At 73.1% G+C, this 17,101-nt stretch carries 16 protein-coding genes; 13 read left to right on the forward strand and 3 right to left on the reverse strand.

Going from position 1 to position 17,101, the window contains the following annotated elements:
- Window positions 1-42: 42 nt before the first annotated feature.
- The gene (locus LQ51_RS22600; RefSeq protein ID WP_046568922.1) at window positions 43-372 is read right to left on the reverse strand and encodes a hypothetical protein; all 330 of its coding nucleotides are present in this window, start codon (window positions 370-372) and stop codon (window positions 43-45) included.
- A gap of 177 nt (window positions 373-549) precedes the next feature.
- Between LQ51_RS22600 and lpdA the strand changes: the two genes are divergently transcribed.
- The 6 genes from lpdA to LQ51_RS22630 all read left to right on the forward strand — a co-directional run bounded on the left by lpdA (window position 550) and on the right by LQ51_RS22630 (window position 8,016).
- Complete coding sequence (gene lpdA / locus LQ51_RS22605) at window positions 550-1,941, forward strand: dihydrolipoyl dehydrogenase (RefSeq protein WP_046568863.1); 1,392 nt, start codon at window positions 550-552, stop codon at window positions 1,939-1,941.
- 67 nt (window positions 1,942-2,008) lie between these two features.
- Window positions 2,009-3,865 (forward strand): 2-oxoglutarate dehydrogenase, E2 component, dihydrolipoamide succinyltransferase, encoded by a 1,857-nt coding sequence (gene sucB / locus LQ51_RS22610; RefSeq protein ID WP_046568864.1) that lies wholly within the window; start codon window positions 2,009-2,011, stop codon window positions 3,863-3,865.
- A gap of 160 nt (window positions 3,866-4,025) precedes the next feature.
- Entirely contained in the window at window positions 4,026-5,357 is a 1,332-nt protein-coding gene (locus tag LQ51_RS22615) for a low temperature requirement protein A (protein WP_046568866.1), read from the forward strand.
- Window positions 5,358-5,450: 93 nt separating this feature from the next.
- Window positions 5,451-5,963 carry a hemerythrin domain-containing protein gene (locus LQ51_RS22620; protein ID WP_046568867.1) on the forward strand — a complete coding sequence of 171 codons (513 nt, stop codon included), beginning with the start codon at window positions 5,451-5,453 and terminating at the stop codon, window positions 5,961-5,963.
- Entirely contained in the window at window positions 5,960-6,868 is a 909-nt protein-coding gene (locus tag LQ51_RS22625) for an oxidoreductase (RefSeq protein ID WP_046568868.1), read from the forward strand. The genes LQ51_RS22620 and LQ51_RS22625 overlap by 4 nt, the downstream gene beginning before the upstream one ends.
- Window positions 6,869-7,098: 230 nt before the next feature.
- A complete protein-coding gene (locus tag LQ51_RS22630; protein WP_046568869.1) occupies window positions 7,099-8,016 on the forward strand; it encodes an LLM class flavin-dependent oxidoreductase in 918 nt (305 codons plus the stop codon).
- Between the two features lie 402 nt (window positions 8,017-8,418).
- Here LQ51_RS22630 and LQ51_RS22635 read toward each other — a convergent pair whose 3' ends face one another.
- Complete coding sequence (locus tag LQ51_RS22635; protein ID WP_046568871.1) at window positions 8,419-8,805, reverse strand: MerR family transcriptional regulator; 387 nt, start codon at window positions 8,803-8,805, stop codon at window positions 8,419-8,421.
- A gap of 72 nt (window positions 8,806-8,877) precedes the next feature.
- On the opposite strand from LQ51_RS22635, the gene LQ51_RS22640 reads away from it, so the two are divergent.
- Together LQ51_RS22640 and LQ51_RS22645 are read left to right on the forward strand one after the other, a co-directional pair.
- Window positions 8,878-9,888, forward strand: coding sequence for an aldo/keto reductase (locus LQ51_RS22640; protein WP_046568872.1), 1,011 nt, complete (start codon window positions 8,878-8,880; stop codon window positions 9,886-9,888).
- 100 nt (window positions 9,889-9,988) lie between these two features.
- On the forward strand, window positions 9,989-10,888 hold the full coding sequence (locus LQ51_RS22645; RefSeq protein WP_046568924.1) for a TIGR01777 family oxidoreductase: 900 nt from the start codon (window positions 9,989-9,991) through the stop codon (window positions 10,886-10,888).
- A gap of 27 nt (window positions 10,889-10,915) precedes the next feature.
- On the opposite strand, the gene LQ51_RS22650 is transcribed toward LQ51_RS22645, so the two are convergent.
- Window positions 10,916-12,142, reverse strand: coding sequence for an extracellular catalytic domain type 1 short-chain-length polyhydroxyalkanoate depolymerase (locus tag LQ51_RS22650; RefSeq protein ID WP_046568874.1), 1,227 nt, complete (start codon window positions 12,140-12,142; stop codon window positions 10,916-10,918).
- 187 nt (window positions 12,143-12,329) lie between these two features.
- On the opposite strand from LQ51_RS22650, the gene LQ51_RS22655 reads away from it, so the two are divergent.
- The 5 genes from LQ51_RS22655 to LQ51_RS22675 all read left to right on the forward strand — a co-directional run bounded on the left by LQ51_RS22655 (window position 12,330) and on the right by LQ51_RS22675 (window position 17,046).
- Window positions 12,330-14,153: a TgpA N-terminal domain-containing protein gene (locus LQ51_RS22655; protein WP_046568876.1), complete on the forward strand. Its 1,824-nt coding sequence runs from the start codon at window positions 12,330-12,332 to the stop codon at window positions 14,151-14,153.
- A gap of 183 nt (window positions 14,154-14,336) precedes the next feature.
- The gene (gene lipB / locus LQ51_RS22660; protein WP_046568877.1) at window positions 14,337-14,981 is read left to right on the forward strand and encodes a lipoyl(octanoyl) transferase LipB; all 645 of its coding nucleotides are present in this window, start codon (window positions 14,337-14,339) and stop codon (window positions 14,979-14,981) included.
- 40 nt (window positions 14,982-15,021) lie between these two features.
- Window positions 15,022-15,414, forward strand: coding sequence for a VOC family protein (locus LQ51_RS22665; protein ID WP_046568878.1), 393 nt, complete (start codon window positions 15,022-15,024; stop codon window positions 15,412-15,414).
- Between the two features lie 17 nt (window positions 15,415-15,431).
- Window positions 15,432-16,256 (forward strand): ammonia-dependent NAD(+) synthetase, encoded by an 825-nt coding sequence (nadE, locus tag LQ51_RS22670; RefSeq protein WP_046568880.1) that lies wholly within the window; start codon window positions 15,432-15,434, stop codon window positions 16,254-16,256.
- Between the two features lie 109 nt (window positions 16,257-16,365).
- A complete protein-coding gene (locus LQ51_RS22675; RefSeq protein ID WP_046568882.1) occupies window positions 16,366-17,046 on the forward strand; it encodes a lytic polysaccharide monooxygenase auxiliary activity family 9 protein in 681 nt (226 codons plus the stop codon).
- Window positions 17,047-17,101: the final 55 nt, after the last annotated feature.

Genomic DNA, 17,101 nt, shown 5'->3' on the forward strand with positions numbered 1-17,101 from the left:
CGGGGCGCCCTCCCGGGAGGGCGCCCCGTCGGCGGGTACGGGTCAGAAGAGTTCCGGGCGCCGCTTGCGGCGCTCGTTGTAGTCGCGCATCCGCTGCGGGTAGCCCATCAGCCGCACGTCGTAGATCGGGATGGCGGTCCGGTGGGCCCAGCGCCGGGCGTCCTCCGGGCTGCCGACCCGCCGCCGGGTCCATTCCCCGTCGTCGGCGATGAGCATGACCGTGGTCTCGGTGACCGTGGTCCGGGGTTCCAGGTACGCCTCGACGCCCCGCCGGGTCCGGACGAAGTTCTCAAGGTGGTCCAGATCGGCGCGATCGGCGGCACGGTCGCGGCTCGCCGCGGCCACCCGCTTGCGTCGTCGGAACAGCGCCACCGGACCCACTCCTCCCCCGGCCGTCATCGAAGACGATGCCAAGGGTACGTGCCGGCGACGTGTCGTTGGGCACCTCGGTACGCGCTCGGCCCTCGGTGGTGACAAGATGACCGAGGTGGGGTGTGCCTGTTACTCCGCCGTAACCCCCGATGCAGTGACGCGACCTGGGAGTTGGATGTGAGCGAGCCGAACGACACGACCTTCGACATCGTCATCCTCGGAGGTGGTAGCGGCGGCTACGCGACCGCGTTGCGCGCCGTCCAGCTGGGCCTGAATGTCGCCCTGATCGAGAAGGGCAAGCTCGGCGGCACCTGCCTGCACAACGGCTGCATCCCCACCAAGGCGCTGCTGCACGCCGCCGAGATCGCCGACCAGACCCGCGAGTCCGAGCAGTTCGGCGTGAAGGCCGAGCTGGTGGGCATCGACATGGCGGCGGTCAACTCGTACAAGGACGGCGTGATCGCCCGCCTCTACAAGGGCCTGCAGGGGATGCTCAAGAGCAACAAGTCGATCACCATCGTCGAGGGCTACGGCAAGCTGGTCGGCAAGAACGTGGTCGAGGTCGACGGCAAGCGCTACACCGGCCGCAACGTCGTGCTGGCCTCCGGCTCGTACGCGAAGAGCCTGCCCGGCCTGGAGATCGACGGCGAGCGGATCATCACCAGCGACCACGCGCTCACCATGGACCGGATCCCGGCCTCGGTGATCGTGCTCGGCGGCGGCGTGATCGGCGTCGAGTTCGCCAGCGTCTGGAAGTCCTTCGGCGTCGACGTGACCATCGTCGAGGCGCTGCCCCGCCTGGTCGCCGCCGAGGACGAGGAGTCGTCGAAGGCGCTGGAGCGGGCGTTCCGCAAGCGGAAGATCAACTTTAAGGTCGGCAAGCCGTTCGAGAAGGTCGAGAAGACCGACAAGGGCGTGAAGCTGACCATCCAGGGCGGCGACACGGTCGAGGCCGAGCTGCTGCTGGTCGCCGTGGGCCGCGGCCCGAACACCGCCAACCTCGGTTACGAGGAGCAGGGCGTCAAGATGGACCGCGGCTACGTGCTGACCGACGAGCGGCTGCGCACCAGCGTGCCGAACGTCTACGCGGTCGGCGACATCGTGCCCGGCCTCCAGCTCGCGCACCGCGGCTTCCAGCAGGGCATCTTCGTCGCCGAGGAGATCGCCGGCCAGAACCCGGCCGTGATCGACGAGGTCGGCATCCCGCGCGTCACCTACTGCGACCCCGAGCTGGCGTCGGTCGGCCTGACCGAGACGAAGGCCAAGGAGCAGTACGGCGCCGACAAGGTCAAGACCTACACCTACCCGCTGGGCGGCAACGGCAAGAGCCAGATCCTCAAGACCACCGGCCACGTGAAGCTGGTCCGGGTGGACGACGGCCCGGTGGTCGGCGTGCACATGGTCGGCGCCCGGGTCGGCGAGCTGATCGGCGAGGCCCAGCTCATCTACAACTGGGAGGCCTACCCGGCCGAGGTGGCGCAGCTCGTGCACGCCCACCCGACCCAGAACGAGGCCCTGGGCGAGGCGCACCTGGCCCTGGCCGGCAAGCCGCTGCACGCGCACAACTGACCACGACAACCGCGGCGTCCGGCGACGGGCGAGGATCCCACCAGGGGAACAAAGGAGTCTGGAGAACATGCCGGTATCGGTCACCATGCCCCGGCTCGGCGAGAGCGTCACCGAGGGCACCGTCACGCGCTGGCTCAAGCAGGAGGGTGACACCGTCGAGGTCGACGAACCCCTGCTGGAGGTGTCGACCGACAAGGTCGACACCGAGATCCCGTCGCCCGCGGCGGGCGTGCTGAGCCGGATCGTGGTCGGCGAGGACGAGACCGCCGAGGTCGGCAGCGAGCTGGCGGTCATCGCCGGCGAGGGCGAGGACGCCGGCGCGGCGCCCACCCAGGAGGCCGAGCCGGCCACCGAGCCGACGGCCGCCGCCGAGGGCACCGGCCCCGAGCCGGAGCAGCAGGCCGCGCAGGCCGCGGCCGAGCCGGGCGCCGAGGCCGAGCAGTCGGCCGTCGCGGAGCCGGCGCAGCCCGCCGCGCCGTCGGGCGAGGGCACGCCGGTGACCATGCCGGCCCTGGGCGAGAGCGTCACCGAGGGTACGGTGACCCGCTGGCTCAAGCAGGTCGGCGAGACCGTCGAGGTCGACGAGCCGCTGCTGGAGGTCTCCACCGACAAGGTGGACACCGAGATCCCGTCGCCGGTCGCCGGCACGCTGCTGGAGATCAAGGTCCCCGAGGACGAGACCGCCGAGGTCGGCGGCGTCCTGGCGATCGTCGGGGCGGCCGGCGGCGCGCCGGCCCAGCCGCAGGCGCAGCCGAAGCCCGAGCCCAAGGCCGAGGCGAAGCCCGAGCCCAAGCCGGAGCCCAAGGCCGAGCCGAAGCCGGAGCCGAAGGTCGAGGAGCCGACCCCGGGCCTGTCGTACAACGAGCCGGCCGCCGAGGCCGAGCAGGCCGCCCAGCCGGCCAAGGCCGAGCAGGCCGCGACCCCGCCTGCGGCGGCCAGCGCCCCGCAGCGGCCGGCCCAGGCCGGCGGCGAGGAGGCCGCCGGCTACGTGACCCCGCTGGTGCGCAAGCTGGCCGCCGAGCACGGCGTGGACCTCTCCTCGCTCAGCGGCAGCGGCGTCGGCGGCCGGATCCGCAAGCAGGACGTGCTGGACGCGGCCGAGAAGGCCAGGGCCGCCAAGGCCGCGCCGGCCGCCGTCGAGCCGCCGGCCGCCGCCAAGGCGCCAGCCCAGCCGGCCGCCGCCAAGCCGCAGCCCAGCGCCAAGCGGGGCACCACGGAGAAGTTGCCGCGGATCCGGGCGACCATCGCCAAGCGGATGCAGCAGTCGCTGCACGAGACGGCGCAGTTGACCACGGTCGTCGAGGTCGACGTCACCAAGGTCGCCAAGCTGCGGGCCCGGGCCAAGGACTCCTTCCAGCAGCGGTACGGCGTGAAGCTGTCCTTCCTGCCGTTCTTCGCGCTGGCGGCCATCGAGGCGCTCCAGACCCACCCGATCATCCAGGCCAGCATGGACCTGGAGGGCGGGACGATCACCTACCCGGCCGCGGAGCACCTGGGCATCGCGGTGGACACCGAGCGCGGGCTGCTCGTGCCGGTCATCCACAACGCCGGTGACCTCAACATGGGCGGCATCGCCAAGCGGATCGCCGACCTGGCCGAGCGCACCCGGGCCAACAAGATCACTCCGGACGAGATGGCCGGCGCGACGTTCACGCTGACCAACACCGGCAGCCGGGGCGCGCTCTTCGACACCCCGATCGTGCCGTCGCCGCAGTCGGCGATGCTCGGCACGGGTGCCGTGGTGAAGCGCCCGGTCGTGGTCAACGACCCGGAGCTGGGCGAGGTCATCGCGGTCCGGTCGATGGTCTACCTGGCCATGTCCTACGACCACCGGCTGATCGACGGCGCCGACGCCGCCCGCTTCCTGACCTCGGTCAAGGAGCGGCTGGAGGGCGGCAACTTCGAGGCCGAGCTGGGGCTCTGACCTCCTGACGGGTCGAAGGGGCGCGCGGCGAGAGCCGCGCGCCCCTTTCGCCGTCCACGGGTCGGCCGCACCGGCGGCGTGCGCACCGACGCGGTACGCCGACGTGCTCGCTGAACCCAATCCGGCCCGCCGTCGACCCGGACGCTGACAGACTCGGTCGGTGAGCGGCTTCGGGTGGCGGGGACGCCTCGGGCCGGCGGTGCCGGTGGCCCCCGGGGCCCGGGTGGACCGGTTCGAGGTCTTCTTCGACCTGGTCTTCGTCTTCTCGTTTTTCATCATCACCCGGGCCACCGCGCTCCAGGTCAACGGCGCCGCGCTGCTGCACGCGCTGCTGGTCCTCGCCGTGCTGTGGTGGACCTGGGTGGTGCACAGCATCGTGGCCACCCGGATCCGGCTGGGCGAGGGCTTCGTCCCGGTGCTCATGACGGTCGGCATGGCCGCCCTGTTCACCTTCGCCCTGTCCCTGCCGAACGCCTTCCGGGACCCGCGCGGCAACGCGGCCGGGCCGATCGTCGCGGCGATCAGCTACATCGTCATCCGCGGCGTTCACCTGCTGCTCTACCTGCACGCCGTGCGGGACAGCCCGGCGGAGCGGCGCCAACTGCTCCGGTTCATGCCCGAGCTGGTGGGCAGCACGCTGCTGCTCGGGGTCGCCGCGCTGATCCCGCCGAAGATCGACGATCTGGTCTCGGCCGCCGTGGTCCGGGACGGGCTCTGGGCGATCGTGGTGCTGCTCCAGTACTCCACCGGCCTCGTCGCGGGCACCTGGGGTTGGGGCGTCGCCTCCGCCGAGCACTGGACCGAACGATACGACCTCATTCTGATCATCGCGCTGGGCGAGTCGGTCATCTCGGTGGGCGTCGGCAGCAACCTGCTCGGCCACCCGCCGACCTGGCCGGCCGTGGCCGCCGCCGCGCTCGGCATCTTCTTCACCGCCGCGCTCTGGTGGGCGCACTACGACATGATCGGGCCGGCCGCCCGGATCGCCCTGCACGCCGCCGAGGACGGCCCCCGCGTCGCCATGGCCCGGGACGCCTACGGCTACCTGTTCCTGCCGATGATCGCGGGCATCATCCTGTTCGCGCTCGGCGCGGAGATGATCGTGCACCAGATCGCCGACCCGGAGGTGCCACAGCACCTGCCGACGCTGGGCCCCGGCGTACCGCTGCTCTTCGGCGGGGTGATCTGCTACCTCTGCGGCAACATGCTCTTCCAGCTGCGCACCCTGCGCACGCTGAGCTGGACCCGGATCGTCGCCGTCCTGTTGCTCGCGGTGACCATGCCGCTCGCCCGGCACCTGCCGGCGCTGGTCGCGTTCACGATGCTGACCGCCATCACGGTCGGCCTGGTGGCGGCCGAGGTGGTGCTCTTCGACGAGGGCCGGCGGGCGCTGCGCGGGCTGGTCTTCGAGGAGCGCACCAGCCACGAGGCCCACGAGGCGGAGTACCGCGCCCGCTGGCACGAGCCCCGCGAACCCGACGAGGGCGAGTGAGCACAGCGGTGTCCTAGACTGCCGGGCAGCGTCGCGGTGCACCCGGCAAACAGGCCGCCGTGGGCATGGAGGCGCGGGACAGCAGGGGACCATGTGCAGCCATCCCACCCGTCGAGCGGCCGGCTGACCGCCCTCGGCATCCAGTTGATCGAGATCCACGACTGGCTCCGCGAGGAGCTGGCCCGGCTCCGCGCGAGCCTCGACTCCCCCACCGGCGGTGGCGCCCTCACCCGGGAGCTGCGCGCGCACTGCGTCGGTTTCTGCGCCGCGCTGGACCGGCACCACACCGGCGAGGACGGCGGCGCGTTCCCAGCCCTGGCCGAACGGGTGCCCGAGCTGCGTCCGGTGCTCGCCGAGCTGAGCGCCGACCACCGGGTGGTCGCCGACCTGCTGCGCCGGATCGACGCGCTGCTCGCCGGCGCGTCCGACGGCCGGTCCGTCCGGGCCGAGTTGGACGGGCTGGCCGGGCTGCTGGAGTCGCACTTCAGCTACGAGGAGCGGAAACTCGTCGCCGCGTTGAACCGGCTGGCCGGCGACCCCGTGGAACTGCTCGGCAGCACGCCACCCGGGAACGGGGAGAGCCTCGAACGGACGGAGACCGCATGACCATCGACACCGTCGACGCCGCCGCTGCGGGCACCTGGCAGCTCGGCGACCTGACCGTCAACCGGATCGGCTTCGGCGCGATGCGGCTGACCGCCAACGCCGACGGCAGCCCCAGCGACCGGGACCGGGCGGTGGCGGTGCTGCGCCGCGCGGTCGAGCTGGGCGTCAACCACATCGACACGGCGGCGTTCTACTTCTCGCCGCTGCGCTCGGCCAACGAGCTGATCAACCGGGCGTTGTCGCCGTACCCGCAGGACCTGGTCATCGTGGCCAAGGTCGGGCCGGGCAAGGACCCGTCCGGCCAGTGGCTGCCGATGGCCCGGCCGGACCAACTCCGCGGCCAGGTCGAGGAGAACCTGCGCCAGCTCGGCCGGGACCACCTCGACGTGGTCTACCTCCGGGTGTTCGGTCCCGAGCCGCTGGCCGAGCACTTCGGCGCGCTCGCCGAGCTGCGCGACGCCGGCCTGATCCGGCACCTCGGCGTCTCCGCCGTGCGGGCGCACCAGGTCACCGAGGCGCGGACCATCGCCCCGGTGGTCTGCGTGTCCAACTCGTACGGCCTGGGTTACCGGGCCAGCAACGACGCGTTGATCCACGACTGCGCCGCGCACGGCACCGCGTTCGTCCCGTTCTTCTCGCTGGTCACCAACGGCCGCGAGGCGGGCGCGACCGGGGCCGAACACGACGAGGTCCGTGCCGTCGCCCGCGAGCACGGGGTCAGCGCGGCCCAGGTCCGGCTCGCCTGGACGCTGAGCCGGGGCCCGAACGTGCTCGCCATTCCCGGCACCGGCAACCCGGACCACCTGGTGCAGAACGTGGCGGCCGGTGCGCTGCGCCTGTCACCGGAGGACCTGGCCCGGCTGGACGCCGTGCACCGGGCCGCGGCCGAACAGCCCGCCGGCTGACCCCGGCGGGCCCGCGAGTCGCCGACTGGCCGGCTGGCCGGCGTCTCCGCCGGCCAGCCAGCGCGGGCGGGCGATCCGCCGGGCAGGCCGGCGCGGGCGGGCGATCCGCCGGGCAGCCCGGCCCGGGCGGGCGATCCGCCGGTCAGCCCGGCCCGGGCGGGCGATTCGCCGGTCAGCAGAATCGGCCGAGGCGGCTGGCCGGACGGCGCCGGCGCGGCCATGCTGGGCCGATGGCGATCTTCTCCGTGCAGGCCCGACCCACCGACGCGGCGAGCTGGACCGAGCTGGCCCGCCGGGTCGAGGCGGCCGGCTACGACGCGTTGCTGGCGGCCGACCACCCCGGTCACGGCGCGTCCCCGTTCGTGGCGCTCGCCGCCGCCGCGGCGGTCACCTCGACGCTGGGCCTCGGCTCGTACGTCTCCAACGCCGGCATCCGGGAGCCGATCCTGCTCGCCACCGACGTGGCCACCCTCGACGTGGTCTCCGGCGGGCGGGCCCGGCTCGGCCTGGGCGCCGGCCACACCCCGGCCGAGTGGCGGGCGGTCGGGTGGGAGCGGCCCGACGTCGCCGGCCGGGTCCGCCGGTGCGTCGCCGTGGCCGAGGCGGTGCGGGCCCTCCTGGCCGGCGAGGAGGTCACGGTGGACAGCCCCGAGCTGGCCGCGTACGCCACCCGCCTCACCGAGCTGCGGCCGGTCCAGGACCGGATCCCGCTCACCATGGGTACGGCCAACTCCACCCTGCTCCGCTGGGCCGGCGCGCACGCCGACGTGGTCGGCCTGACCGGCTTCGGCCGTACCCTGCCCGACGGCCACCAGCACGAGGTCCGGTGGGGGTCCGACCAGATCGAGGCGCAGCTCGCCCAGGTGACCGCCGGGGCGGCCGGCCGGGACCGCCCGCCGGCCCTGGAGGCCCTGGTCCAGCAGGTCACCGTCACCGACGACGCCGAGGCCGCCGCCGCGGTGATCGCCGCCGACACCGGCCTCACCACCGCCGCCGTGCTGGCCACCCCGTTCGTGTTGATCGGCACGGCCGACGAGATCGTCGCGGCCGTCGGCCACCACCAGCGCCGCTGGGGGATCACCCGCTTCGTGGTACGCGTCGACGCCGTCGAGGCGTTGGCCCCCCTCCTGCCCCGGCTCACCGCCTGATCGGCCCGACGGCGACGCCGCCGAACCGCGTCCGGTGGCGTGACAAGACGGCGAAGTGCCGAGCACGTCCGACCGTCATCGTGCACGCGGGAAAGACTGCCCGGCGAACACCTCCGACCGTCATCGTGCACGCGGGAAAGACTGCCCGGGAAACACGGTCGGCCGTCATTGTGCATGCGGGAGAAGACTGCCGGGGAAAGCGATATGCCTCTCCGGCATATTCATGTCGGAGAGGCATATCGCTCTCAGGTCTTCTCGCGCCCGTTCGCTCTCAGGTCTTCTCGCGCCCGTTCACTCTCAGGTCTTCTCGCGCCTGTCGAGGTCCGGTCCCGGCGCCACGAGCAGCGAGGTGCCGACGATGCTGCCCGGCCCGCCTTGTTCCCGGCCAGCGGGGTCGGGCGGTCAGTTGGCCGGTGCGGCGGTGGCGGCGACGACGCCCTCGTAGTAGCGGATCTTGTCGCGCAGGTGGTCGTACTGGCGGCGGAGCAGGGCCATCTGCTCCTCGACCCGCCCGGCGTGCCGTTCCAGCAGCTCCTGCCGTTCCCGGGCGGTGTGCTCACCGTCGCGGGCCAGCTCGGCGTAGCGGCACATCTCGGCGATCGGCATGCCGGTGTCGCGCAGGCAGCGGAACACCTCCAGCCAGCCCAGGTCCTCATCGGTGAAGACGCGGCGGCCGCCGGCCGTGCGGCCGATGCCGCTGAGCAGGCCGATCTTCTCGTAGTAGCGCAGGGTGTCGAGGCTGAAACCGCTGCGTCGGGCCGCCTCGGACGGCGAGTATCGTCCGCTCACGTCCCGCAGGGTAGCCGTCGGTCCACAACCCGCGCTTGACCTGGAGCGCACTCCAGGTTGAACAGTGGTCCCATGACGACGACACGACGACTGGGTCGCAGCGGGATCGAGGTCAGCGCCATCGGCATGGGCTGCTGGGCGATCGGAGGGCCGCTGTGGGACGGCGAGCAGCCGCTCGGCTGGGGCGAGGTGGACGACGACGAGTCGATCCGGACGATCCACCGGGCGCTCGACCTCGGGGCCACCCTCTTCGACACGTCCAGCAACTACGGCGCGGGGCACAGCGAGCGGGTGCTCGGCCGCGCGCTCGCCGGCCGCCGTGACCGGGCGGTGATCGCCACCAAGTTCGGCTACCCCACCGACGAGGCGACCCGGCAGGCCACCGGCGAGGACGCCAGCCCGGCGTACGCCCGGCGCAGCCTGGAGGACTCGCTGCGCCGGCTGGGCACCGACTACATCGACCTCTACCAGTTGCACCTCAACGGGCTGCCGGTGCCGGCGGCGCTGGATCTGGTGGGCACGCTGGAGGACCTGGTCGGCCAGGGCAAGATCCGGGCGTACGGCTGGAGCACCGACGACCCCGGCTCGGCGCGGGCGTTCGCCGCCGCGGGCCCGCACTGCACGGCCATCCAACACGACCAGTCCGTGCTGCGGGACAACGCCGCGATGCTCGCGGTCTGCGACGAGTTCGACCTGGCCAGCCTCAACCGGGGGCCGTTGGCGATGGGCCTGCTCACCGCCAAGTACCAGGGCACGCCGGCCGCCCGGGGCGGCGACGACGTGCGCGGGATCGCCCCCGAGTGGCTGCCCTGGTTCAGCGGCGGGGTGCCGCGCGCCGAATGGGCCGACCGGGTGGCCCGGGTCCGGGCGGTGCTCACCGCCGACGGCCGGACCCTGGCCCAGGGGGCGCTGGGCTGGCTGCTCGCCCGCAGCGAGCGGACCCTGCCCATCCCCGGCTGCCGGACGGTGGCCCAGGCCGAGGAGAACCTGGGCACCCTGGCGTACGGCCCGCTTCCCGACGCGGCCTTCGCCGAGGTGGAGCGGCTCCTCGCCGAGCTGCGCGGCGCCCCGGCGCACGCCTGACCCGCGGGCCGGGCGCGCGGCCGTGAGGGACACCGGCGTGATGAGGTGAGTGATGTCGCTCAACGCATCCGCCCGCGGCCGCGTACCCGAAGATATGCACATGCGGATCCTCATGGCCGGTGTGTCCGGCTTCCTCGGCACCCGACTGGTCGACCGGCTCACCGCGGACGGGCACCAGGTCACCCGCCTGGTCCGCCGCCCACCCCGGGGCAGCGACGAGCGGCAGTGGAACCCGTCCGCGGCGCAGCTCGACCCGCAGCTCGTCGCCGAGTCCGACGCCGTGGTCAACCTGGCCGGGGCCGGGGTGGGCGACAAGCGCTGGGACGCGGCGTACCAGGGGTTGATCCGGAGCAGCCGGGTGGACAGCACCACCACGCTCGCCATCACCATGGCCGGCCTGCCCGCCGCGGACCGGCCGGCTGTCCTGCTCAACGCCTCCGCGGTCGGCTGGTACGGCAACACCGGCGACCGGGTGGTCGAGGAGGACTCGCCGGCCGGGGACGGCTTCCTGGCCGACGTGTGCCGGGTCTGGGAGGCCGCGACCCGGCCGGCCGAGGACGCCGGCGTGCGGGTGGTCCGGCTGCGCACCGGGCTGCCGCTGGACCGCGCCGGCGGCCTGCTCAAGCCGCAGCTGCTGCCGTTCCGGTTGGGTGTCGGCGGTCGGCTGGGCAACGGCCGGCAGTGGCTGCCCTGGATCTCGATGCGGGACTGGCTGGACGCGCTGACCTTCCTGCTCGACCGCGCGGATCTCGCCGGGCCGGTCAACGTGGTCGGTCCGGCGCCGGTGACCAACGCCGAGTTCAGCCGGGAGCTGGGCCGGCAGCTGCACCGGCCGGCGGTCATGTGGGTGCCGGCGCTGGCCTTGAAGATCGCCCTGGGTGGCTTCGCCCACGAGGCGCTGACCAGCGCGCGGGTCCTTCCGGGGGTGCTGGACCGGGCCGGGTTCCGGTGGACCCATCCCGACCTGCCGGGCGCGCTGCGCGCCGCTCTCACCGGCTGAGCCGGCGGGAGCGGCGCGGGCCGCGGGTCAGCAGCCGATCACCCAGTAGCCGGGGCCGGTCTGCTTGAGGGTGGACGTGTAGAAGGTGTTGTAGAGCCCCATCCGCTGGTTGCTGCCAAGCGCGTAGGCGTAGCCGCCGGACTGGTAGGCCCGGCCGGCGGTCACGTGCGCGTAGTTGCTGGCGGTGACGCAGACCGGGGCGACGGTCGGCGAGGGCGACGCCGTCGGGGTCGGGCTCGGGGACGCCGTGGGGGTCGCGGTCGGGCTCGGCGTCACCCCGCCGTCGAGGCCGAAGAAGAGCGCGTCCCGGTACGTCGAGCAGATGGTGTCCAGGAAGTACGCGGCGGTGCTGCCGCACTGGTCGGTGGCGGAGCCGGGGTCGACCGGCGTGCCGTGGCCCATCCCGGAGACCCGGTAGAGCCGGACCTGGTCGGCGCCGTACACCTCGAGGCTGGTGCCGCCGGGCAGGGTGCCGGTGCTGGTCGGGGTCGACGGGACGCCGAGCACGTTGGTCCACTGGTCGCGCGACTCGGCGGCGTTCAGCGGCGCGACCGTGGTGTCCGAGGTGCCGTGCCAGATGGCCACCCGGGGTCGCTTGCCGCCGTAGCCGGAGTAGGCGTTGCGGACCAGGTCGCCCCACTGCGCCGGGGTCTTGTCCACGCCCGGGTTCATGCAGCTGAAGGCGTTGACCATGCTGGTGGCGCAGCGGTAGGGCAGGCCGGCGATCACCGAGCCGGCGGCGAACACGTCGGGGTAGGTGGCGAGCATGACGGCGCTCATCGCGCCACCGCCCGACAGGCCGCTGACGTAGACCCGGCCCGGGTCGGTGCCGTAGCTGGTCTTCGCGTGGTCGACCATCTGTTTGATCGACAGCGCCTCGCCCTGGCCCCGGGCGGTGTCGCCGGTCTCGAACCAGTTGAAGCACGAGTTGGCGTTGTTGGCCGAGGGCTGCTGGGGCACGATCAGGGTGAACTTCCACAGGTCGGCGTACTTCTGCCAGCCGGAGTTGGTGAAGTAGCCGGTGGCGTTCTGGGTGCAGCCGTGCAGCAGCACCACGGCGGGCGCGTTGGCCGGCAGCCCGTCCGGCCGGTACGCGTACATGGCCAGGTTGCCGGGGTTGGAGCCGAAGCCGGTGACCTGGGTGAGCGCGGCGGCCTGGGCGGGCAGGGCGGCGGTGAGGACGGCGGCGGCGGCCAGCACCACGCCGGCGGCCGCCCCGGCGAGTCGGGTGAGCAGGGTCGAGGAGCGGCGCACGACGGCCTCCCTGGTGGCGGAATGTGAACTGGGTCACTTTCGAGTTGCCGAGACGTTACGACGTTGTTTCACCGCGCCGGAATGGCGTCCACTCACACATTCACGACCGCCGAAGTGTTGACCGCCGGATGAGGAAAGGTTAGGAGTCTGACCGGCCTGTCCAGGTCCGGTTGGTAACGTCCGCTCCGTGCCGTCCTCCCCGTCCCTGGTCCCGGGCCCGCCGCCCGCCTCCGAGCCCGGCCACCGGGACCGGCGGGCCGACCTCGTCGTGGTGCTCGCCGCGGTGGCCCTGGCCTGCTGGGTGACCAGCGGCATGTGGTGGGGCCCGAACACCCGGGCCATCACGGTCAACTCCAGCGACCAGGCGCTCTTCGAGTGGCTGCTGGCCTTCGGTGGGCACGCGCTCACCCACGGCGGGAACCCTTTCTTCACCGACCTGATCAACGTCCCGGACGGGGTCAACCTCGCGGTCAACACCTCGATCACCGCGTACGCCGTGGTCTTCGCGCCGCTGACGTACCTGATCGGGCCGCCCGCCACCTTCCTGGTGATCCTCACCCTCAACCTCGCCGCCACCGCGGTGGCCTGGTACTGGCTGCTCAGCCGGTACCTGGTCGGCAGCCGGCTGGCCGCCGGGGTGGGCGCGCTCTTCATCGCCTACTGCCCGGCGATGGTCTCGCACGCCAACGCGCACCTGAACTGGACCGCCGGCTGGCTGGTGCCGCTGCTGATCTGGGGCGTGTTCCGGCTGCGCCGACCCGGCCGGGCGATCCGCGGCGGCATCGTGCTCGGCGTGCTGGTCGCGGTCGCCTTCTCGATCGCCGCCGAAGGGCTCTTCTTCACCGCCCTGGCGCTCGCCTTCTTCCTGCTGGTCCGCACGGTGCACCCGGCCCGCCGGGCACAGGCCCGGGCGGATCTGCTCCCCTTCCTGCGCGGCCTCGGGGTGACCGCGCTGGTGGCCGGGGTGCTGCTGGCGTACCCGCTGTGGCTGCACTTCGCCGGCCCGCAGCGCTTCCACGGCACCGGCTTCGACCCGATGATCCACTCCGAGGACATCGCGGCGTTCGGGTCGTACCCGCGCCGGTCCCTGGCCGGCTGGGCCGGGCTGGGCACCTCGCTGGCCCCCAATCCGACCGAGGAGAACTCCTTCTTCGGCATTCCGCTGCTGCTGCTCGCGGCCGGCTGCTTCGCCTTCCTGTGGACCCGGGCGGACCGGGCGTTCCGGGCCACCCTCACCGCGCTGGGCCTGACCGCCGTGGTCTTCGCGGTGCTCTCCTGGGGACCCCGGGCCAAGTGGAACGGCCGGCGCACCGACCAGCTCCTGCCGTTCGGGGTGCTGGACAACCTGCCGGTGATCAACGCGGCGCTGCCGTCCCGGCTGGCCCTGGTGGTGGCCCCGGTGATCGGCCTGCTGCTGGCGTACACCATCGACGGGCTGCGCGCCCGGCCACCCCGGCCGCGCTGGACCGGGCCAGTCTGGGTGCTCGCCTTCGTCGCCGCGCTGCTGCCGTTGCTGCCGACCCCGCTGCTCACCAGCGTGCGCGAGCCGATCCCCGACTTCATCACGAGCGGGACCTGGCAGCGCTACGTCTCGCCCGACGGGGTGCTCACCCCGGTGCCGACGACCGTCGACCTCTACCCCGACGGCCAGCGCTGGCAGGCGTACGCGCTGGCCCACCAGCAGCGCACCTTCCGCATCCCGGCCGGATTCTTCCTCGGCCCCGGCGGGCCGGACGGGCGCGGGCGGATCGGGCCGGTGCCGCGCAGCTTCAGCGCCCTGATGGACCAGGCGGGGCGGACCGGCCTGGTGCCGATCATCACCGACGGCAGCATCCGGGAGGCGCTGGCCGACCTGCACTACTGGCGGGTCGAGACGGTGGTGCTGGCGGACCGGGTGCACGGCGCCAAGTTCGACGTCGACGAGGAGGCGGTGCGGCGCACCGCCACCGCGCTGCTCGGGCCGCCCGAGCGGGTGGACGACGTCTGGCTCTGGCGGGTCCCGCCCGGGTGAGCCGGCGCGCCTCCCCGGGACGGCGCTCGCGGTGAGCCGACGCACCTCGCCGGGACGGCGCTCGCGGTGAGCCGGCGCACCTCGCCGGGACGGCGCTCGGCCCGCCGGCGCGACCGCTCACCCGGGCCCGACGCGACGAGGCTCACGCCGCCCGCCCGCCCGGGACGGGACTAGGCTGGACGGGTGAGCGTGACGACTTCCGGGCTGACCACCGTCCGTGCCGGGGTGCTGGACTACCAGGCCGCGTGGGACGAGCAACGCCGGCTGCACGAGGCCGTGGTGGCCGGCGGGCGCGGCGACACCGTGCTGCTGCTGGAGCACCCCAGCGTCTACACCGCCGGCAAGCGGACCGAGCCGTGGGACCGCCCGATGGACGGCACCCCGGTGGTCGACGTGGACCGCGGCGGCAAGATCACCTGGCACGGCCCGGGGCAGCTGGTCGGCTACCCCATCGTCACGCTGCCCGACCCGGTCGACGTGGTCGCCTACGTGCGACGCGTGGAGCAGATGCTGATCGACGTGTGCGCCGAGTTCGGGCTGGCCGCCGGCCGGGTCGAGGGGCGCAGCGGCGTCTGGGTGCCGCAGGACGACCGGGGGCCGGCGCGCAAGGTGGCGGCCATCGGCATCCGGGTGGCGCGCGGCGTGACCCTGCACGGCTTCTCGATCAACTGCGACTGCGACCTGACCTACTTCGACCGGATCGTCCCGTGCGGGATCCGGGACGCCGGGGTCACCTCGCTCAGCGCCGAGCTGGGCCGCCCGATCACGGTGGCCGACGTGCTGCCGGTCGTCGAGCGGCACCTCGCCACCATCGTCGCGGCCGGCTGACCGCGTCCCGCGGGTCCGGGCCGGCGCGTAGTCTCGTCGGGTGCGGATCGATCTCGTCACCCTGGTCGTCGCCGAGTACGACCCGGCGATCACCTTCTTCACCGAGGTGCTCGGCTTCGAGCTGGTGGAGGACAAGCCGTCGCTGACCAACGACGGACGGCCCAAGCGGTGGGTGGTGGTCCGCCCGCCGGGCGGCGGCACCGGCCTGCTGCTGGCCCGCGCCGACGGCCCGCACCAGGAGGCTGCGGTGGGCGAGCAGACCCACGGCCGGGTCGGCTTCTTCCTCCAGGTCGACGACTTCGACGCCACCTACCGGCGGATGGTCGAGGCCAAGGTCGAGTTCGTGCGCCCCCCGCGCACCGAGCCGTACGGCCGGGTCGCCGTCTTCCGGGACCTGGCCGGCAACCCCTGGGACCTGCTCGGTCCCGCCTGACCCGAGAGAGGACCTCGATGACCGACGTGCTGCCGATCCAGCGACGGATCGCCGCGGAGCTCCAGGTGCCGGCGACCTTCGACGCCGCCGAGGAGATCGAACGACGGCTGGTCTTCCTCGCCGACCGCCTGGTCGACACCGGCCTGGCCACCCTGGTGCTCGGCATCAGCGGCGGCGTCGACTCCACCACCGCCGGGCGGCTCTGCCAGCTCGCCGCGGCACGGGCCCGGGAGGCCGGTCACCGGGCCGAGTTCGTCGCCATGCGCCTGCCGTACGGGGTGCAGGCCGACGAGCAGCACGCCCAGGCCGCGCTGGATTTCATCCGTCCCGACCGGGTGCTCACCGTCGACGTCAAGCCGGCCGCTGACGCCGCCCTGGACGCGCTGGTCGCCGGCGGGCTGACGTTCCGCGACGCGGCCCAGCGGGACTTCGTGCTCGGCAACATCAAGGCCCGGCAGCGCATGGTCGCCCAGTACGCGGTCGCCGGCGCGACGGGCGGGCTGGTGGTGGGCACCGATCACGCCGCCGAGGCGGTCACCGGCTTCTTCACCAAGCACGGCGACGGGGCGGCGGACGTGATCCCGTTGACCGGGCTGACCAAGCGCCGGGTGCGGGCGCTGGCCGAGGCGCTCGGCGCCCCCGCCGAACTGGTCGGCAAGGCGCCCACCGCCGACCTGGAGAGCCTGGCCCCCGGCAGGCTCGACGAGGACGCGCTCGGCCTGGCGTACGAGCAGATCGACGACTACCTGGAGGGCCGGCCGGTGCCCGCGGAGGTCGAGGAGAAGCTGGTCGCCCGCTACCGGGCCACCGACCACAAGCGCCGGCTCCCGGTCGCCCCGTAGGGCACCTCGGTCCACTATATAGACGTCGATTGATATCGATCACCCTTGATGCAAGGCTGGCTTGGAAGCGCTCCCACCACCGACTCCACGCGCCGAAGGAGGACGTATCGTGCGTTCCCACCAGCCCGAGCAACCCGGCCGGCAGCCCCGGTCAGCCGTCCGCCATCCCGTACGAGCGCTTGCCGTGGTGCTGACCATGCTGGTCGGCCTGCTCACCGCGCCCGGCGCGGCCGGGGCCCACGGCACCATCGTCAGCCCGGGCACCCGGGCCTACAAGTGCTGGCAGACCTGGGGAAACAACCACACCAACCCGGCCATGCAGCAGCAGGACCCGATGTGCTGGCAGGCGTTCCAGGCCAACCCCGACACCATGTGGAACTGGATGAGCGCGCTGCGGGACGGCCTCGGCGGGCAGTTCCAGGCCCGTACCCCCGACGGGCAGCTGTGCAGCAACGCCCTCTCCCGCAACGACAGCCTGAACCGGCCCGGAGCGTGGAAGACGACCAACCTCGGCCGCGCCTTCACGATCCAGCTCTACGACCAGGCCAGCCACGGCGCCGACTACTTCCGGGTGTACGTCAGCAAGAACGGGTTCAACCCCACCACCCAGCGCCTGGGCTGGGGCAACCTCGACTTCATCACGCAGACCGGACGGTACGCGCCGGCACAGAACATCAGCTTCAACGTCTCGACCTCCGGATACACCGGGCAGCACATCGTCTTCGTCATCTGGCAGGCATCGCACCAGGACCAGACGTACATGTGGTGCAGTGACGTGACCTTCACCTGATCCGCCCGACCGCACCACTCCGGCCCAGGGCGTGCGCGTCCCGGGCCGGAGCCGG

The sequence above is a fragment of the Micromonospora sp. HK10 genome, assembly GCF_000982955.1.
Lineage (GTDB): Bacteria > Actinomycetota > Actinomycetes > Mycobacteriales > Micromonosporaceae > Micromonospora.

What these genes read in the sequence shown, in the direction of transcription:
- nadE (WP_046568880.1), top strand. Translation starts at nt 15,432, where the DNA reads ATGACCGACGTGCTGCCGATCCAGCGACGGATCGCCGCGGAGCTCCAG.
- LQ51_RS22630 (WP_046568869.1), top strand. Translation starts at nt 7,099, where the DNA reads ATGGCGATCTTCTCCGTGCAGGCCCGACCCACCGACGCGGCGAGCTGG.
- LQ51_RS22640 (WP_046568872.1), top strand. Translation starts at nt 8,878, where the DNA reads ATGACGACGACACGACGACTGGGTCGCAGCGGGATCGAGGTCAGCGCC.
- LQ51_RS22625 (WP_046568868.1), top strand. Translation starts at nt 5,960, where the DNA reads ATGACCATCGACACCGTCGACGCCGCCGCTGCGGGCACCTGGCAGCTC.
- LQ51_RS22645 (WP_046568924.1), top strand. Translation starts at nt 9,989, where the DNA reads ATGCGGATCCTCATGGCCGGTGTGTCCGGCTTCCTCGGCACCCGACTG.
- sucB (WP_046568864.1), top strand. Translation starts at nt 2,009, where the DNA reads ATGCCGGTATCGGTCACCATGCCCCGGCTCGGCGAGAGCGTCACCGAG.